This is a genomic window from Streptomyces sp. NBC_00631 (assembly GCF_045206895.1).
Lineage (GTDB): Bacteria > Actinomycetota > Actinomycetes > Streptomycetales > Streptomycetaceae > Streptomyces.
The window spans coordinates 6239169-6256771 of sequence record NZ_CP107734.1; the positions used below are offsets into that span (position 1 = coordinate 6239169).

10 protein-coding genes are annotated in these 17603 nt (G+C 71.9%); 9 read left to right on the forward strand and 1 reads right to left on the reverse strand.

The window, feature by feature from the left end:
• Positions 1–30: 30 nt before the first annotated feature.
• The gene (locus tag OHB00_RS28665) at positions 31–2481 is read right to left on the reverse strand and encodes a DEAD/DEAH box helicase (RefSeq protein WP_406438868.1); all 2451 of its coding nucleotides are present in this window, start codon (positions 2479–2481) and stop codon (positions 31–33) included.
• A gap of 79 nt (positions 2482–2560) precedes the next feature.
• Between OHB00_RS28665 and bldG the strand changes: the two genes are divergently transcribed.
• From bldG to OHB00_RS28710, 9 genes are all read left to right on the forward strand, one after another.
• Positions 2561–2902, forward strand: a complete 342-nt coding sequence (bldG, locus tag OHB00_RS28670; protein WP_010986038.1) for an anti-sigma factor antagonist BldG — start codon at positions 2561–2563, stop codon at positions 2900–2902.
• Positions 2903–3139: 237 nt separating this feature from the next.
• A complete protein-coding gene (locus OHB00_RS28675; RefSeq protein WP_406438870.1) occupies positions 3140–3574 on the forward strand; it encodes an ATP-binding protein in 435 nt (144 codons plus the stop codon).
• Positions 3575–3907: 333 nt separating this feature from the next.
• A complete protein-coding gene (locus tag OHB00_RS28680) occupies positions 3908–6316 on the forward strand; it encodes a sodium-translocating pyrophosphatase (protein WP_406438872.1) in 2409 nt (802 codons plus the stop codon).
• Positions 6317–6616: 300 nt separating this feature from the next.
• Positions 6617–7285 (forward strand): small secreted protein, encoded by a 669-nt coding sequence (locus tag OHB00_RS28685; RefSeq protein ID WP_406438873.1) that lies wholly within the window; start codon positions 6617–6619, stop codon positions 7283–7285.
• Positions 7286–7419: 134 nt separating this feature from the next.
• Positions 7420–8949 carry a methyltransferase gene (locus OHB00_RS28690; protein WP_406438875.1) on the forward strand — a complete coding sequence of 510 codons (1530 nt, stop codon included), beginning with the start codon at positions 7420–7422 and terminating at the stop codon, positions 8947–8949.
• A gap of 396 nt (positions 8950–9345) precedes the next feature.
• Positions 9346–9543 (forward strand): hypothetical protein, encoded by a 198-nt coding sequence (locus OHB00_RS28695; RefSeq protein WP_406438876.1) that lies wholly within the window; start codon positions 9346–9348, stop codon positions 9541–9543.
• Positions 9544–9798: 255 nt separating this feature from the next.
• Positions 9799–12633: a type I DNA topoisomerase gene (topA, locus tag OHB00_RS28700; RefSeq protein WP_406438877.1), complete on the forward strand. Its 2835-nt coding sequence runs from the start codon at positions 9799–9801 to the stop codon at positions 12631–12633.
• Positions 12634–12797: 164 nt separating this feature from the next.
• Complete coding sequence (tmk, locus tag OHB00_RS28705) at positions 12798–16067, forward strand: dTMP kinase (RefSeq protein WP_406438878.1); 3270 nt, start codon at positions 12798–12800, stop codon at positions 16065–16067.
• Between the two features lie 271 nt (positions 16068–16338).
• Positions 16339–17544 (forward strand): DNA polymerase III subunit delta', encoded by a 1206-nt coding sequence (locus OHB00_RS28710; protein WP_406438880.1) that lies wholly within the window; start codon positions 16339–16341, stop codon positions 17542–17544.
• Positions 17545–17603 lie beyond the last annotated feature (59 nt).

Below are 17603 nucleotides of genomic sequence, written 5' to 3' on the forward strand. Positions count from 1 at the left end.
ACCAGCCCCCACGCACCCGCAGCCGAACGACTACCCCGGCGCCCCCTTCAGCAGCACCGTGAGGAGCCGCACGGCCCCCCGCTTGTGCAACGGCTCGTTCCCGTTGCCGCACTTGGGGGACTGGATGCAGGACGGGCACCCGGCGTCGCACTCGCACGCGGCGATCGCCTCCCGGGTGGCCGTCAGCCAGGTGCGGGCCGTGTGGAAGGCGCGTTCCGCGAAGCCGGCGCCGCCGGGGTGGCCGTCGTAGACGAAGACCGTCGGCAGGAGCGTGTCGGGGTGCAGCGGGATCGACACGCCGCCGATGTCCCAGCGGTCGCAGGTCGCGAAGAGCGGGAGCAGGCCGATGGAGGCGTGCTCGGCGGCGTGCAGGGCACCCCCGAGGATCTCGGGGTTGATCCGGGCCTCGTCGAGCTGGTCCTCGGTGACGGTCCACCACACCGCACGGGTGCGCAGCGTACGAGGAGGGAGGTCGAGTTTCGTCTCGCCCAGGACCTCGCCGGTGATGAGCCGGCGGCGCAGGAAGGAGACCACCTGGTTGGTGACCTCGACGGAGCCGTAGCAGAGGCGGCCGTCCCCCCAGGGGACCTCGATGTCCGTCTCCAGGACGGAGATGGCCGTGGTGTCGCGGGCGACCGTGGAGTACGGCGGCTCGGCCTGTTCGACGAGAGCCACGGAGTCCTCCAGGTCGAGGGAGCGCACGAGGTAGGTGCGGCCCTGGTGGAGGTGGACCGCGCCCTCGTGGACCGTGGAGTGCGCGGCGCTCGCGTCCACCGTGCCGAGCAGGCGCCCCGTGCCCGCCTCGACGACCTGCACCGGCCGCCCGCCCTCGCCGCGGATGTCGGTCAGGTCGGCGGCCCGCTCCCGGCGGGTCCAGTGCCAGGCCTTGGTCCGGCGGCGCAGCAGCTTCGCGGCCTCCAGCTGCGGCAGCAGCTCCTTGCAGGCGGGGCCGAAGAGATCGAGGTCTTCCTCGGTGAGGGGGATCTCGGCCGCGGCGGCGCACAGGTGCGGGGCGAGGACGTACGGGTTGTCGGGGTCGAGGACGGTGGATTCCACCGGTTGGTCGAACAGGGCCTCGGGATGGTGGACGAGGAAGGTGTCCAGCGGATCGTCGCGGGCGACCAGGACGGCCAGGGCGCCCTGCCCGGCGCGGCCCGCCCGGCCCGCCTGCTGCCACACAGAGGCCCTCGTACCCGGGTACCCGGCGATCAGTACGGCGTCGAGCCCGGAGACGTCCACACCCAGCTCCAGGGCCGTTGTGGCGGCAAGCCCGAGGAGTTCCCCGGAGTGCAGCGCGCGTTCCAGGGCGCGCCGCTCCTCGGGGAGGTAGCCGCCGCGATAGGCCGCGACACGCCGGGCGAGGGAACGGTCCACCTCGGCCAGCCGTTCCTGGGTGATCACGGAGATCAGCTCCGCGCCCCGTCTGGAGCGCACGAAGGCGACCGAGCGCACGCCCTGCACGGCGAGATCGGTCAGCAGGTCGGCGGTCTCGGCGGTGGCGGTACGGCGGACGGGGGCGCCCTTCTCGCCGTGCAGCTCGGTCAGCGGCGGCTCCCACAGGGCGAAGACCAGCTCGCCGCGCGGGGAGGCGTCGTCGGCGATCTCCACGACCGGCAGGCCGGTGAGGCGGCCGGCGGCCACGGCCGGCTCGGCGGCGGTGGCCGACGCCAGCAGGAAGACCGGGGAGGCGCCGTAGCGGGCGCACAGGCGGCGCAGCCGGCGCAGCACCTGGGCGACGTGCGAGCCGAAGACACCCCGGTAGGTGTGGCACTCGTCGACGACGACGTACTTCAGCGACTTCAGGAAGGAGGACCAGCGGGGGTGCCCGGGCAGGATGCCGCGGTGCAGCATGTCCGGGTTGGTGAGCACGTAGTTGGCGTACTGGCGGACCCACTCGCGTTCCTCGTACGGGGTGTCGCCGTCGTACACCGCGGGACGCACGGCCGTGCCCAGCGGTTGTGAAAGTTCCTTCACGGAACGGCACTGGTCCGCCGCCAGCGCTTTGGTGGGCGCGAGATAGAGGGCGGTGGCGCCGCGGCCGTTGGCGGCCTCGGAGCCGTCCAGGAGGGTGGACAGGACCGGTACGAGATACGCCAGGGACTTGCCGGAGGCGGTGCCGGTGGCGACCACCACGGAGTCGCCGTCCAGGGCGTGCTCGGCGGCCAGCGCCTGGTGTTCCCAGGGATGCTCGATGCCGCAGTCCCGCACGGCCGCCACGACCTCCGAACGAATCCGGTCAGGCCAGACGGCATGCCGACCCGCACGCGGGGGCAAGTGCTCCGTATGAGTGATGCGCGAAGCCCGGCTCGGCCCGGAGGCGAGCCGGTCCAGGACCGTGCCCGGAGAGAACCCGGACGCGTCCGGAACCGGCGGTCGATCGGATCGGTGATTTATGGCCATCGGGACCGAGTGTGTCACTGGCATGACGGACAATGGGGCCAAGGCGTCGTGCACGCCTGCCGGTAAGTGATTGAATGCCATCGCGGCTGGCGAACCGTCCCGGGGGCCGCAAGTCGAGTCCCAAGGGGCGACCGCTCGATAGCAAGGTGCTGGAGGATCCGTGGACCTGTCCCTGTCGACCCGTACAGTCGGCGATCGTACGGTCGTCGAGGTCGGTGGCGAAATCGACGTATATACCGCGCCCAAGTTGCGCGAGCAGCTGGTCGAGCTGGTGAACGACGGGAATTTCCACCTCGTCGTCGACATGGAGGGCGTGGACTTCCTCGACTCCACCGGTCTCGGCGTACTGGTCGGCGGCCTGAAGCGGGTGCGTGCCCATGAGGGCTCGCTGCGCCTGGTCTGCAACCAGGAGCGCATTCTGAAGATCTTCCGTATCACCGGCCTCACCAAGGTGTTCCCGATCCACACCTCGGTCGAGGAAGCGGTGGCGGCCACCGACTGACCCCGGGCCGGCCGACGTTCCCGGACCGCCCGTCGGTTCGTGCCGTCCGGCCGGCCCTCGGCACGGGCTCGTGCGCGCCGTACGCGCGTCCGTGCCGCCCCGCCCGTCCGGGCCCGCGGGTCCGTGCCGGCAGCCGTTCACGGGCCGCAGTGCCCGTGGCGGAGGCAATTCATCGGGGGCCCGGGTTCTTCGGCGGCCCGGACCCCTACCGCACGCCCGTAGTTCCGAGGGGGACGTATGGCCACCGTTGAACTCCGCTTCAGCGCGCTGCCCGAGCACGTCCGCACCGCCCGACTGGTGGCGGCGGCGGTGGCTCGCAGGGCCGGAGTGGACGAGGCCGTCCTGGACGAGGTCCGGCTGGCCGTCGGCGAGGCCTGTTCCCGTGCCGTGGGTCTGCACCAGACCGCCGGCATCGCCGAACCGGTCCGGGTGGCGCTGATCGAAGAGGAGAAACAGTTCTCCATCGAGGTCGGCGACGAGGCACCCCGTTCCGTTCCCGGTGACCGGGCGCCCGGCGGCGCGGCGGACGCCGATGTGGAGGCCGAGGAGGACGAGATGGGCCTCGCGGTCATCAGCGGCCTCGTCGACGACGTGGAGGTCACCGCCGGGGAGCACGGCGGGCTGATCCGCATGACCTGGCCGACGACCCCGCCCGGAGTCGCGCTCACCTGAGCGTCACCCTGTCACCACCCTCTCTGTGTACCGAAGGGCCCTACTCGTAGGGCCCTTCGGCATGTGCGCGTCACCTGTGGCCGGTCGTACAGTGATCTCGTGCGATGGATCAAGTGAATTCATTCACGATCAATCAGGCGATAATTCGATCAAGTAAACGCCGCCGTCAATGCTTTTGGGGCATTACCGCTTTCGGGTTCACCGGCGTGACCTCGATCATTTGCTGAAGAGCACGAGAAGGCTAATTCCGTTTACCGTCCCCTGTTTAGATCACTCGCGGGTACCTAGAATCCGTCCACATCTTGAGCTCAGTCCAAGCGTCAAGGAGGACGAATGGCGGGGCTTTCTACCCCTCATCAGTTTGGCCACCCCACAACCATCGCGGCCGCAGTCCTGACCGACGACAACCGGGTCCTGGTGGCGGTCATCGCCGCCGTGGCGCTGGCCGCGCTCGTGGTCGCGTGGATCCTGGTGCGCCAGGTGCTCGCGGCGGGCGAGGGCACCGACAGCATGAAGAAGATCGCGGCGGCGGTCCAGGAAGGCGCGAACGCCTATCTGGGCCGGCAGTTGCGCACGCTCGGCGTATTCGCCGTCGTGGTGTTCTTCCTGCTCCTGCTGCTGCCCGCGGACGACTGGAATCAGCGCGCCGGCCGATCGATCTTCTTCCTGATCGGCGCGGTCTTCTCGGCGACCACCGGTTATATCGGCATGTGGCTCGCCGTACGCAGCAATGTGCGCGTCGCCGCGGCGGCCCGCGAAGCCACTCCGGCGGAAGGTGAGCCGGAAAAGGATCTCACCGCCGTCTCGCACAAAGCCATGAAGATCGCTTTCCGCACGGGCGGCGTGGTCGGCATGTTCACGGTGGGGCTCGGCCTGCTCGGCGCCTCCTGTGTGGTGCTGGTCTACGCGGCCGACGCACCGAAGGTGCTCGAAGGCTTCGGCCTCGGCGCCGCACTGATCGCCATGTTCATGCGTGTCGGCGGCGGCATCTTCACCAAGGCCGCCGACGTCGGCGCCGACCTGGTCGGCAAGGTCGAACAGGGCATTCCGGAGGACGACCCGCGCAATGCCGCGACCATCGCCGACAACGTGGGCGACAACGTCGGCGACTGCGCGGGCATGGCGGCCGACCTCTTCGAGTCGTACGCCGTGACCCTGGTGGCCGCGCTGATCCTCGGCAAGGCGGCCTTCGGCGACTCCGGACTGGCCTTCCCGCTCCTGGTACCGGCCATCGGTGTGCTCACCGCGATGATCGGCATCTTCGCGGTCGCCCCGCGCCGCAGCGACCGCAGCGGCATGAGCGCCATCAACCGCGGGTTCTTCATCTCCGCGGTGATCTCGCTGGTGCTGGTCGCGATCGCGGTCTTCGTCTATCTGCCGGGGAAGTACTCCGACCTCGACGGCATCACCGACGCGGCCATCCGGGCCAAGGACGGCGACCCGCGGATCCTCGCGCTCGTCGCGGTGGCGATCGGCATCCTGCTCGCGGCGGTCATCCAGCAGCTGACCGGCTACTTCACCGAGACCAACCGGCGTCCGGTCATGGACATCGGCAAGACCTCGCTCACCGGCCCGGCCACCGTCGTCCTCGCCGGTATCTCGGTCGGCCTCGAATCGGCCGTCTACACCGCCCTGCTGATCGGCCTGAGTGTCTACGGGGCGTTCCTGCTCGGCGGCACGTCGATCATGCTCGCGCTGTTCGCGGTGGCGCTGGCCGGCACCGGCCTGCTCACCACGGTCGGCGTCATCGTCGCCATGGACACCTTCGGGCCGGTCTCCGACAACGCCCAGGGCATCGCCGAGATGTCCGGCGACGTCGAGGGCGCGGGCGCTCAGGTGCTCACCAACCTGGACGCCGTCGGCAACACGACCAAGGCCATCACCAAGGGCATCGCCATCGCCACCGCCGTCCTCGCGGCGTCGGCGCTCTTCGGGTCGTACCGGGACGCGATCACCACGAACGTGCAGGACGTGGGGGCGAAACTGTCCGGCCCGGGCTCGCCGTTGACCCTGTCCATGGACATCTCGCAGCCCAACAACCTCGTCGGCCTCATCGCCGGCGCGGCGGTCGTCTTCCTCTTCTCCGGACTGGCCATCAACGCAGTGTCGCGGTCGGCGGGCGCGGTGGTCTTCGAGGTGCGGCGGCAGTTCCGCGAGCACCCCGGGATCATGGACTACACGGAGACGCCCGAGTACGGCAAGGTCGTCGACATCTGCACCAAGGACGCCCTGCGGGAGCTGGCCACGCCGGGACTGCTCGCCGTGATGGCGCCCATCTTCATCGGGTTCACGCTCGGGGTCGGTGCCCTCGGCTCCTACCTCGCGGGCGCGATCGGCGCGGGCACCCTGATGGCCGTCTTCCTGGCCAACTCCGGTGGTGCCTGGGACAACGCCAAGAAACTCGTCGAGGACGGCCACCACGGCGGCAAGGGCAGCGAGGCCCACGCCGCCACGGTCATCGGCGACACGGTCGGCGACCCCTTCAAGGACACCGCGGGCCCCGCGATCAACCCGCTGCTCAAGGTCATGAACCTGGTCTCCCTGCTCATCGCCCCCGCGGTGATCAAGTTCTCCTACGGCCATGACAAGAGCATCGGCATCCGGATCCTGATCGCGGTCCTCGCGCTGGTCGTGATCGTCGGCGCGGTGTACGTCTCCAAGCGGCGCGGAATCGCCGTCGGCGACGACGAGGGCAGTGCCGAACGGGTGGCCAAGCCGGCGGATCCCGCGGTGGTTTCGTAGGCGGTCTTACGGCGCCCACCGGGGCCCTCACCGGGGGAACCGGTCAACGAGCGGGCGGATGGCGTGTGCTGACACGCCGTCCGCCCGTTTCGCGTGCTCTCGCATGCTGCGGGCGCCCCCCTTCGCACGACACGGCGCTCGCCGCGCTTCGGGTGCCGGAGGGGTCCCGGGGCGGGGTGTGCGCGTCGTCTCGTCGTGAGCCTTCTCTCTCTGGTGCAAATTCACCTAAAAGCATACTTAGTGGGTGCTCTCCATGGGGGTGCTGTCCGTCCGCCGTGTAGATTCCGGGGGCCGAGAGCCATGGAAGGGACCGATCCGGTGAACAAGAAGCTCGCGGCCGCACTGTCCGGCGGTGCGGTACTGGTAGTGGCGCTGTCCGGGTGCAGCAGCAACAAGGGCACCGACCCGAAGTTGATCGCCTGGGCCAAGACCGTGTGTGACGCGGTGCCGGCACAGGACGCGAAGATCAAGGCGGCGAACGAGGCGATCTCCACGGCGGTCTCGGACACCACGAGCTCGCCCGTGAACATCCAGAGGACCGACTCCAAGGCCTTCCAGGACATGTCCGACGCCTACAAGGCGCTCGCCTCCGCCATCAGTGGCGCCGGCGCGCCCCCCGGGGTCGACGAGGGCGCCAAGCGCCAGCAGAACGTCGTCACGACCCTCAACAGCCTCTCCGCGTCCTACGCCGACCTGAAGAAGAAGGTCGACGCGCTCGACACCAAGGACCAGGCGAAGTTCGCCTCCGGTCTGCAGGACATCGCCTCCCAGACGACGCAGCTGGAGACCCAGAGCAAGAGCGGCACCGCGGCGCTGAACGCCCTGGAGCAGGGCGAGGTCAAGGACGCGATCGCCGAACAGGCCAGCTGCAAGAAGGTCTCCGCGACCACGTCGACCGCAGAGTCTTCTCCGGCGTCGACGCCGACTTCGTCAGCGTCGTCGTCCGCGACGTCGTCGACCGCGGGCTGAGGCGGGGGCCGAGTGCCGCGGGCCGGGGCGGTGTGCTGAGTCCCGGTGGCAGAGGCCGAGGCCGTGGGCTGAGCGGAGTTCGGCGGTCCGCGGCTGTGTGCTGAGCCCGCGGGCGGGCGGGAGCGCGGGCCACAATGGAGGGCGTGACTGACTCCGGCCTCACCACCCTGCCCGCCTCCGACCGCCCCGACGTCGCCGCCCGGCTGCGCACCGCCCTGTTGGGCGCCTCCTTCACCGCCGACGGCCTGCTCGACCTGCTCGGCGCCCCCGCGTACGCGGCGCTGGCCCGCAGCGAGACGGTGCCGGCGCTCCGGGCCACCCGCGGGGACACGCCCCTGGAGACGCTCGTCCGGCTGTTCCTGCTCCAGCAGCCCGTGCCGCACGCGCGCGTGGCCGACTTCCTGCCCGTCGACGACCTCCTGGACAGCGGCTGGCTGACCCGCGTGGGCGGCGACGAGGTCGCGGCCACCGTGGACGTACGGCCGTACGGCGGGCCGGACGGCGAGGACTGGTTCATCGTGTCCGACCTCGGGTGTGCCGTCGGCGGCGCCGGTGGCATCGGCCAGCGGCACGAGGGAGTCGTCCTCGGGGTCGGCGGCGCGTCCACGACCCTCGCCGGAATCACCGTCCGTACGCCCGTCACCGCCGCCCTCGACCTCGGCACCGGTTCCGGGATCCAGGCACTGCACGCCGCCCAGCACGCCACGCGTGTGACCGCGACCGACCTCAACCCCCGCGCGCTGCACATCACGGCGCTCACGCTGGCACTCTCCGGCGCGCCGGCGGCCGAACTGCGCGAGGGCTCGCTGTTCGAGCCGGTCAAGGACGGTGAGACGTTCGACCTGATCGTGTCCAACCCGCCGTTCGTGATCTCGCCGGGCGCCCGGCTGACGTACCGGGACGGCGGGATGAGCGGGGACGATCTGTGCCGCTCGCTCGTTCAACAGGCCGGGGAGCGGCTGACCGAGGGCGGGTTCGCGCAGTTCCTCGCCAACTGGCAGCACGTCGCGGGGGAGGACTGGCAGGACAGGGTCAGGTCGTGGGTGCCGCGCGGCTGCGACGCGTGGATCGTGCAGCGCGAGGTGCAGGACGTCAACCAGTACGCCGAGCTGTGGCTCCGGGACTCCGGCGACCACCGCGGGGACCCGGCGGAGTACCAGGCGCGGTACGACGCGTGGCTCGACGAGTTCGAGGCGCGCAAGGTGAAGGGGGTGGGATTCGGCTGGATCACGCTGCGGAGGACGGGCGCCGCCGTGCCCTCGGTCACCGTGGAGGAGTGGCCGCATCCGATCGAACAGCCGCTCGGTGAGGCGATCCGCGCGCACTTCGACCGTCTCGACTACCTCCGTGACCATGACGACGCGGATCTCCTCGAAGGCCGCTTCAGGCTCGCCGTCGAGGTGGTCCAGGAGCAGGTCGGACTGCCCGGCGCCGAGGACCCGGAGCACGTGGTGCTGCGCCAGCACCGCGGGATGCGTCGCGCCACCAAGGTGGACACGGTGGGCGCCGGGTTCGCAGGGGTGTGCGACGGCACGCTGAGCGCGGGGCGGATTCTCGACGCCATCGCGCAACTGATGGGCGAGGACCCCGTCTTGCTGCGCGACCGCACACCGGCGCAGATCCGGCTGCTGGTGGAGCAGGGGTTCCTGGAACCCGCGGTCTGACGGTCCGGCAGGCGCGCCCGGCGGCCCGGGCGACCGCGGGAGTACCGGTGGGAAAGCTGGTCGGCTTCGCCGGAAGGGCCGGCACGCCGGGGGAGGACCCGCCGGGACGCGCCGCGTGAGCGGCCGGAGGAATCTCCGGGACACGCCGGGAGAAAAGAGGCCGGAAAATCTGGCTGGAACGTTCGCCCCCGTGGTCCGTCGCCCGTCCGCACCGGCCCCTCGCTGCTTGCCACCGGCCCGCGGCCGCTGTGTCGCTAGTCCGTCGACCGGATGTTCGAGATGCTCGCGGCCGCTCGTTCACCTCGATTTCGCCCGTCGTCCGCCCACCCGCCGCCCGTACGTGCCAGTCTCCGGGCGCTGGGCAGTCGCGGGCGGCAGGGAAGGGGTGCGCGGGCCATGGAGAGCGGACCGGCGATCTTCGCGGGGGTGGCGTTCGCCCTGTTCGGAGGCGCGCTGCTGGTGTGGACCGGCACCCGGCTCCGGCGTGGCGAACCGGTCGCCCAGGGTGTGAGTCAGATCGCATCCGCGACCCTCGCGAGCCTCGCCGCGGTGATCTCGCTGGGCCTTGGGGCGTACTGCCTGACCCGCCTCTGAAGGTGCTCCGCCGGTAATCGGAGCATCACGCTCCGGGCAGGGCCGGAAGGGCTACCGGGGACTCCGGGCGGCAGGAATGGCGGTAGTCGGGTTACCGTTCGAGTGGCCGTTGTGAGCTTTTCCCGTTTGACACGGGGGCGGGATGTACCGTCACACTCCGCAGCGTCACCAAGTGAGCGGGCGCCACTGCCCGTGCCACGACCCCGGGAGCAAGGCCTGGGGAGGCCCCAGCGTCGACCGGAGAGAAGAGCGAAGTTGTCCCCGACCAGCGAGACCGCACAGGGCGGCCGCCGACTCGTCATCGTCGAGTCGCCTGCCAAGGCGAAGACGATCAAGGGCTATCTGGGCCCCGGATACGTCGTCGAAGCGAGCGTCGGGCACATCCGTGACCTCCCCAACGGCGCCGCGGAGGTGCCCGAGAAGTACACCGGCGAGGTCCGCCGCCTCGGCGTGGACGTCGAGCACGACTTCGAGCCGATCTATGTGGTCAACGCCGACAAGCGGGCCCAGGTCAAGAAGCTCAAGGAGCTGCTGAAGGACTCCGACGAGCTCTACCTCGCCACCGATGAGGACCGCGAGGGCGAGGCGATCGCCTGGCACCTCCAGGAGGTGCTCAAGCCCAAGGTCCCGGTCAAGCGGATGGTCTTCCACGAGATCACCAAGTCCGCGATCCAGGCCGCCGTGGCCAACCCGCGCCAGCTCAACCAGAAGCTCGTCGACGCCCAGGAGACCCGCCGCATCCTCGACCGCCTCTACGGCTACGAGGTCTCGCCGGTCCTGTGGAAGAAGGTCATGCCGCGCCTGTCGGCCGGCCGTGTCCAGTCCGTGGCGACCCGCCTCGTGGTGGAGCGGGAACGCGAGCGCATCGCGTTCCGTTCCGCGGAGTACTGGGACCTGACGGGCACCTTCGCGACCGGCCGCGCGGGCGATCCGTCGGACCCGTCGTCGCTGGTGGCCCGCCTGCAGGCCGTCGACGGCAGGCGCGTCGCCCAGGGCCGTGACTTCGACTCGCTCGGCCGGCTCAAGACCGCGAACACCCTGCACCTCGACGAGGCGAACGCCCGCGCCCTCGCCGCCGCCCTGGAGAACACCCGGTTCTCGGTCCGCTCGGTCGAGTCCAAGCCGTACCGCCGCTCGCCGTACGCCCCGTTCCGTACGACGACCCTCCAGCAGGAGGCCTCGCGCAAGCTCGGCTTCGGCGCGAAGGCCACCATGCAGGTGGCCCAGAAGCTGTACGAGAACGGCTACATCACGTACATGCGTACGGACTCCACGACGCTGAGCGACACCGCGATCGCGGCCGCCCGCGCCCAGGTCACCCAGCTGTACGGCGCCGACTACCTGCCCTCGGCCCCGCGGACGTACGCCGCGAAGGTCAAGAACGCGCAGGAGGCGCACGAGGCGATCCGCCCCTCGGGTGATCGTTTCCGCACGCCCGCCGAGACCGGCCTGACCGGCGACCAGTTCAAGCTCTACGAGCTGATCTGGAAGCGGACCGTCGCCTCCCAGATGAAGGACGCCACCGGCAACAGCGTGACCGTCAAGATCGGTGGCACCGCCGCCGACGGCCGGGACGTCGAGTTCAGCGCCTCCGGCAAGACGATCACCTTCCACGGCTTCCTCAAGGCCTATGTCGAGGGCGCCGACGACCCGAACGCCGAGCTGGACGACCGCGAGCGCCGGCTGCCCCAGGTCGGCGAGGGCGACGCGCTCAGCGCCGAGGAGATCACGGTCGACGGGCACGCCACCAAGCCCCCGGCCCGCTACACCGAGGCCTCGCTGGTCAAGGAGCTGGAAGAGCGCGAGATCGGCCGCCCGTCGACGTACGCGTCGATCATCGGCACGATCCTCGACCGGGGATACGTGTTCAAGAAGGGGACGGCCCTGGTGCCCTCCTTCCTGAGCTTCGCCGTGGTCAACCTCCTGGAGAAGCACTTCGGCCGGCTGGTCGACTACGACTTCACCGCCAGGATGGAGGACGACCTCGACCGCATCGCCGCCGGTCAGGCCCAGGCGGTGCCGTGGCTGAAGCGCTTCTACTTCGGCGAGGGCGGCGAGGGCACGGCCCCCGGTGGCGCGGCCGACGCCGGCAACGGCGACGGGGACCACCTCGGCGGCCTCAAGGAACTGGTGACCGACCTGGGCGCGATCGACGCGCGCGAGGTGTCGTCGTTCCCGGTGGGCAACGGCATCGTGCTGCGGGTCGGCCGCTACGGCCCGTACGTCGAGCGCGGCGAGAAGGACTCCGAGGGCCACCAGCGGGCGGACGTCCCGGAGGACCTGGCCCCCGACGAGCTCTCCGTCGAGCTCGCGGAGGAACTGCTCGCCAAGCCGAGCGGCGACTTCGAGCTGGGCGCCGACCCGGAGACGGGCCACCAGATCATCGCCCGTGACGGCCGCTACGGCCCCTACGTCACCGAGGTGCTCCCCGAGGGCACCCCGAAGACCGGCAAGAACGCGGTCAAGCCGCGCACGGCCTCGCTCTTCAAGACCATGTCCCTGGACACGGTCACGCTTGCGGACGCGCTGAAGCTGATGTCGCTGCCGCGAGTCGTCGGCACCGACGCCGAGGGCCAGGAGATCACCGCGCAGAACGGGCGCTACGGGCCGTACCTGAAGAAGGGCACGGACTCGCGCTCGCTCACCTCCGAGGACCAGCTCTTCACGATCACCCTCGAAGAGGCGCTGCAGATCTACTCCCAGCCCAAGCAGCGCGGCCGGGCCGCCGCCAAGCCGCCGCTGAAGGAGCTGGGCACCGACCCGGTCAGCGAGAAGCCGGTCGTGGTCAAGGACGGCCGCTTCGGGCCGTACGTCACCGACGGGGAGACCAACGCGACCCTGCGCTCCGGCGACAGCGTCGAGACCATCACCCCGGAGCGCGGCTACGAGCTGCTCGCCGAGAAGCGGGCCAAGGCGCCTGCCAAGAAGACGGCGAAGAAGGCGCCCGCGAAGAAGACGGCGGCCGCCAAGAAGGCCGCGCCGGCGAAGAAGGCGGCGGCCAAGAAGACCGCCGCGAAGAAGACGACGACCACGGCGAAGACGGCGGCCAAGAAGGCGACGGCCTCCCGGACGGCGACCGCGGAGGACTGACCGCACAGGACGGACGCGGAGTGCCGACCACGGAGGGCCGAGACGCCCTCAGGTCCTCACATCGGCTTCGCATTGTGCACGCCCCGGCATCAACTTGGTGTCGGGGCGTGTGTACCTGTGGACGGTCGCGTCAGGGTGTCGGTGGCTGCCGATAGGCTGAAAGCATGACGCGAGCCGAGCAGCCAACGGCCCCCCAGACAGATCCGGACGACGCGCTGGTAGCGGATTCCCGCGAGCGCGCCGTCCGCTCGCTGCTGCGCCGACCAGAGCTGAGGCGGTTGTGGAGCGCCCAGCTCGTGAGCGGGATCGGCGACAGCCTGGCACTGCTGGTGCTTGTCGTGCTCACGCTCCAGGCGGCCGTCGCCCAGGGCTCGTTCGGCGGCGGTTACCGCGGCGCGGCGCTCGCGGTGACGATCGTCTTCGGGGTGCGCATTCTCGCCACTCTGCTCTTCGGCGCCGTCCTGCTGGGCCCGCTCACCGCGCTGACCGCGCAGGACGGTCCGCTCGACCGCCGCTGGACCATGGTCGGCGCCGACGGCCTGCGGACCGTCCTGCTGATCATCGCGCCCCTGTGGATCGACTGGACGCCGGCGAACGCCCTGACGCTCCTCCTGGTGACGGCCTTCGCCACCGGAGCCGCCGAGCGCCTGTGGACCGTCTGCCGGGAGGGCGCGGCCCCCGCGCTGCTGCCCGCCCCGCCCCCGGAGGGCGCGACGGTACGACCGCTGCCCGACCACCTGGACGCCCTGCGCCGTCTGTCGCTGCGGACGACGTTCGTGGCGATCCCGCTCGCGGCCGCCGCCCTGGTCGTCGCGTCTCTGATCAACAACCTGCTGGGCACCGGCATCGCCTGGTTCGCCCAGCACCAGGCGGCCCTCGGGTCGTACGTGGCGGCGGGCCTGTTCGCCGCCTCCCTCTCGGTGCTGGTCTACCTGGAGGTGCCCGGCACCCGCACCCCCCGCGCGCGGTCGCCGCTGGAGGGCCTGCGCCGCCCCAAGACCGCCGCGGGCGCCGACACGGGCCGCACCGGCGCCATCCCGCTCCTGGTGCTGGCCTGTGCCGCCGTCGCCGGGGCGATCTCCGCCGCCGTCGCCGTCTCCGTGCTGCACGCCAGGGACCTGGGCGGCGGCCCGGTGCTGTACGGCCTGCTGGTGCTCGCCCTGACCGGCGGGGTCGCCGTCGGCATCCGTACGGCTCCCTCGCTGCTGCCGACCCTCTCGCGCCGCCGGCTGCTGTCGCTGGCGATCGCCTTCACCGGCATCGCGCTGCTGGCCGCGGGCCTGGTCCCGGATGTCACCACCGTGCTGCTGATCGTCGCGCTGGCCGGCATCGGCGCGGGTGTGGCCGCCAACACCGGCCACACCCTGCTCGACCAGGAGACCGAGGACTTCCGCCGGGCGCGGACGACCGAGCACCTGCACGCGGTGGTCCGGGTCGCCATAGCGCTCGGCGCGCTGATCGCCCCCCTGGTCGCCGCGCTGATCGGACCGCACCGGCTGGAGAACGGCAAGTTCGTGTTCGCGCACGGCGGCGCCGCGTTCACCCTGATGCTGGTCGGCGCGCTGCTGCTGCCGGTGGCCGCACTGGTGCTCGCCAAGGTCGACGACCGCGCGGGCGTACCGCTCCGTCACGACCTGCGGGACGCGCTGCTCGGCGGCGACGACCCGGCGCAGGCACCCACGGCCAACGGCTTCTTCATCGCCCTGGAGGGCGGCGACGGCGCCGGGAAGTCCACCCAGGCCGAGGCCCTCGCCGAGTGGATCCGCGCCAAGGGCCACGAGGTCGTCCTCACCCGCGAGCCGGGCGCCACCCCGGTCGGCAAGCGGCTGCGCTCCATCCTGCTCGACGTCTCGTCCGCCGGTCTGTCGCACCGCGCGGAGGCGCTGCTGTACGCCGCCGACCGCGCGGAGCACGTCGACACCGTGGTCCGGCCCGCCCTGGAGCGGGGCGCGGTCGTCATCTCCGACCGGTACATCGACTCCTCCGTCGCCTACCAGGGCGCGGGCCGCGACCTGTCCCCGACCGAGGTCGCCCGCATCAACCGCTGGGCGACCGCCGGGCTCGTCCCGCATCTGACCGTCCTGCTGGACGTGGAGCCGGAGACCGCCCGCGAGCGGTTCACCGAGGCGCCCGACCGGCTGGAGTCCGAGCCCGCCGAGTTCCACGCGCGCGTACGGGCCGGTTTCCTGACGCTGGCCGCCTCCGACCCCGGCCGTTACCTGGTGGTCGACGCCGGCCAGGAGCCCGAGTCGGTCACCACCGTCATCCGGGCCCGGCTCGACACCGTTCTGCCGCTGTCCGAGGCCGAGATCAAGGCCGCCGAGGAGGCGCGCAAGAAGGCCGAGGAAGAGGCCCGCCGCAAGGCCGAGGAAGAGGCCGCCCGCAAGGCCGAGGAGGAGCGCCTGGAGCGCGAGCGCCAGGAACAGCTCGCCAAGCTGCGCGCCGAGGAGGAGGAGCGCAAGCGCCGCGAGCTGGAGGAGGCGCAGCGCCGCGAGGCCGAACGGCAGGCGGAGGAGGCCCGGCTGCGGGCCGAGGAGGCGCGTAAGCGGGCCGAGGAGGAGCAGGCCCGGCTGCTCGCCGAGGAGAAGGCCCGCGCGGAGGCCGAGGCCCGCCGCAAGGCCGAGGAGGATCGGCGCCGCCAGCAGGCCGAGGAAGAGGCCCGGCTGCGCGCCGAGGCCGAGGAACGGCGCCTGGAGAAGCAGCGCAAGGCCGAGGAGGCCCTGGTCAAGGCCGAGCAGGCGCGGCGTGCCGCGGCGGAGGCGGCGGCGGCGGCCGACGCAGCCGCCCAGCAGTCCGCCGCACCGAAGCCGACGGCTCCGGGTGTCACACCGGAGGCGACGACCATGCCGACGCCGGTGGTGCGGCCACAGGCCCGGGACGACGAGACGAAGGTGCTGCGCCCGGTGCGGGACGAGCAGCGGCCCGCGGCCCGGGAGTCCGACTCCGAGGTGACGGCCCAGCTGCCGCAGCCGCCGGTGCAGCCCGCGGGGGCGGCCGACGAGACGGCGGTGCTGCCGCCGGTGACGCCGGGCGCGGCGGACGAGACGGCGGTGCTGCCTGCCGTGGGGGCGGCCGATGAGACGGCCGTGCTGCCGCCGGTGCAGCCTGCGGGGGCGGCCGACGAGACCGCCGTACTGCCTCACGTGCGCGACGATGCCGGCGCTCCCGCCGACACCCCGGCGGAGCGGATGCCGCCCGGGTTCTTCCGGGACGAGCGGGCCGGCGGGAACCCCGACGGCTCCGATGACCGCACCCGCGAGCTGCCGCAGGTCGACGCCGACGGCCAGGCTCCGCGCCGGCGCCCCCGGCCCGACTGGGCCGAGGAGACCCCGCTGGACGACCTGCCGTCGCTGGCGGACGAACTGCTGGGTTCGTACGAGGAGCCGGAGCACGACGACGAGCGGGGCCGCCGGGGTCGCGGTCGACGCGGCTGAGAGCCCTGTACGGGGGCGGCGCGGGCCTGGGTACCGGCCGGTGCCGCCCCCGTTGTCAGTGGGCACCCGCACAATGGAGTCCGGCCCACGAACCGGCGGGCTCCGGGCCGCGGAGCGAGTGGGCTCCGGGCCACTGAGCCGGTGGAGTTCGGAGCCGCTGGAATCCGAAGCGTTGGAATCCGGAGCCGGTCGAGTCCGGAGCCGGTGGTGGACGGACCATCAGACCGGCGGTGTCCGGACCGGTACGTATGACGAAAGGGCGGCGTGACCCATGACCGTGTGGGACGACCTCGTCGGGCAGGAGCGGGTGAGTGAGGTGCTCACCGCCGCCGCCCGGGACGCCGACGCCCTCGTCACCGCCGCCGCCACCGGGCAGCCGCTGCCGGAGTCGTCGAAGATGACCCATGCCTGGCTGTTCACCGGCCCGCCCGGCGCCGGCCGCAACCAGGTGGCGCGGGCCTTCGCCGCCGCTCTCCAGTGCGTGAGCCCCGACCGCGCGCTGGGCGGCGTCCCCGGCTGCGGTTTCTGCGACGGCTGCCACACCGCCCTGGTCGGCACCCACGCCGATGTCACCACGGTCGCCGCCGTCGGCGCCGAGATCCTGGTCAAGGACATGCGCGACACGGTCCGCAAGTCGTACACGGCCCCGGCGACCGGCCGTTGGCAGATCATCCTGGTCGAGGACGCCGAGCGGCTGAACGAGAAGTCGGCCAACGCCGTCCTCAAGGCCGTCGAGGAGCCCGCCCCCCGCACGGTCTGGCTTCTCTGCGCCCCCTCCGTGGAGGACGTGCTGCCCACGATCCGCTCCCGCTGCCGCCACCTGAACCTGCGCACGCCCTCGGTGGAGGCGGTCGCCGACATGCTCGTCCGGCGTGACGGCATCGAGCCCCAGGTGGCCGCGGCCGCCGCCCGCGCCACCCAGGGCCACGTCGACCGGGCCCGCCGGCTGGCCACCGACCCGGCCGCCCGCGAGCGCCGCGCGGCCGTGCTGAAGCTGCCACTGCGGCTGGACGAGATCGGGTCGTGCCTGAAGGCGGCCCAGGAGCTGGTGGACGCCGCGGCGGAGGACGCCAAGCAGCTCGCCGAGGAGATGGACGGCAAGGAGACCGAGGAGCTGAAGACGGCGCTCGGCGCGGCCCAGGGCGGGCGGCTGCCGCGCGGCACCGCGGGCGTGATGAAGGACCTGGAGGACATGCAGAAGCGCCGCCGCACCAGGACCCAGCGGGACAGCCTCGATGTGGCCCTCACCGACCTCACCGGCTTCTACCGCGACGTCCTCGCCCTCCAGCTGGGGTCCAGAGTCGCGATCGCCAACGAGGACGCCGAGGACGCCCTGGAGCGGCTGGCCCGCGCCGGATCGCCCGAGGCCACGCTGCGCCGGATCGAGGCGATCGCCGCCTGCCGGGAGGCTCTCGACCGCAATGTGGCGCCGCTGCTGGCGGTGGAGGCGATGACGATGGCGCTCAGAGCGGGCTGACGGCGCCACTCCAGGGCCGCGGGCGGATGCACGGCGTTGACCGGCGTCACCCGTACGAG

Bases quoted from the DNA above. Each gene is read 5' to 3' on its own strand.
- OHB00_RS28675 (WP_406438870.1), top strand. From the start codon at position 3,140: ATGGCCACCGTTGAACTCCGCTTCAGCGCGCTGCCCGAGCACGTCCGC.
- OHB00_RS28685 (WP_406438873.1), top strand. From the start codon at position 6,617: ATGGAAGGGACCGATCCGGTGAACAAGAAGCTCGCGGCCGCACTGTCC.
- OHB00_RS28695 (WP_406438876.1), top strand. From the start codon at position 9,346: ATGGAGAGCGGACCGGCGATCTTCGCGGGGGTGGCGTTCGCCCTGTTC.
- OHB00_RS28690 (WP_406438875.1), top strand. From the start codon at position 7,420: ATGGAGGGCGTGACTGACTCCGGCCTCACCACCCTGCCCGCCTCCGAC.
- OHB00_RS28710 (WP_406438880.1), top strand. From the start codon at position 16,339: ATGACCGTGTGGGACGACCTCGTCGGGCAGGAGCGGGTGAGTGAGGTG.
- OHB00_RS28680 (WP_406438872.1), top strand. From the start codon at position 3,908: ATGGCGGGGCTTTCTACCCCTCATCAGTTTGGCCACCCCACAACCATC.
- tmk (WP_406438878.1), top strand. From the start codon at position 12,798: ATGACGCGAGCCGAGCAGCCAACGGCCCCCCAGACAGATCCGGACGAC.
- OHB00_RS28665 (WP_406438868.1), bottom strand. From the start codon at position 2,481: ATGGCATTCAATCACTTACCGGCAGGCGTGCACGACGCCTTGGCCCCA.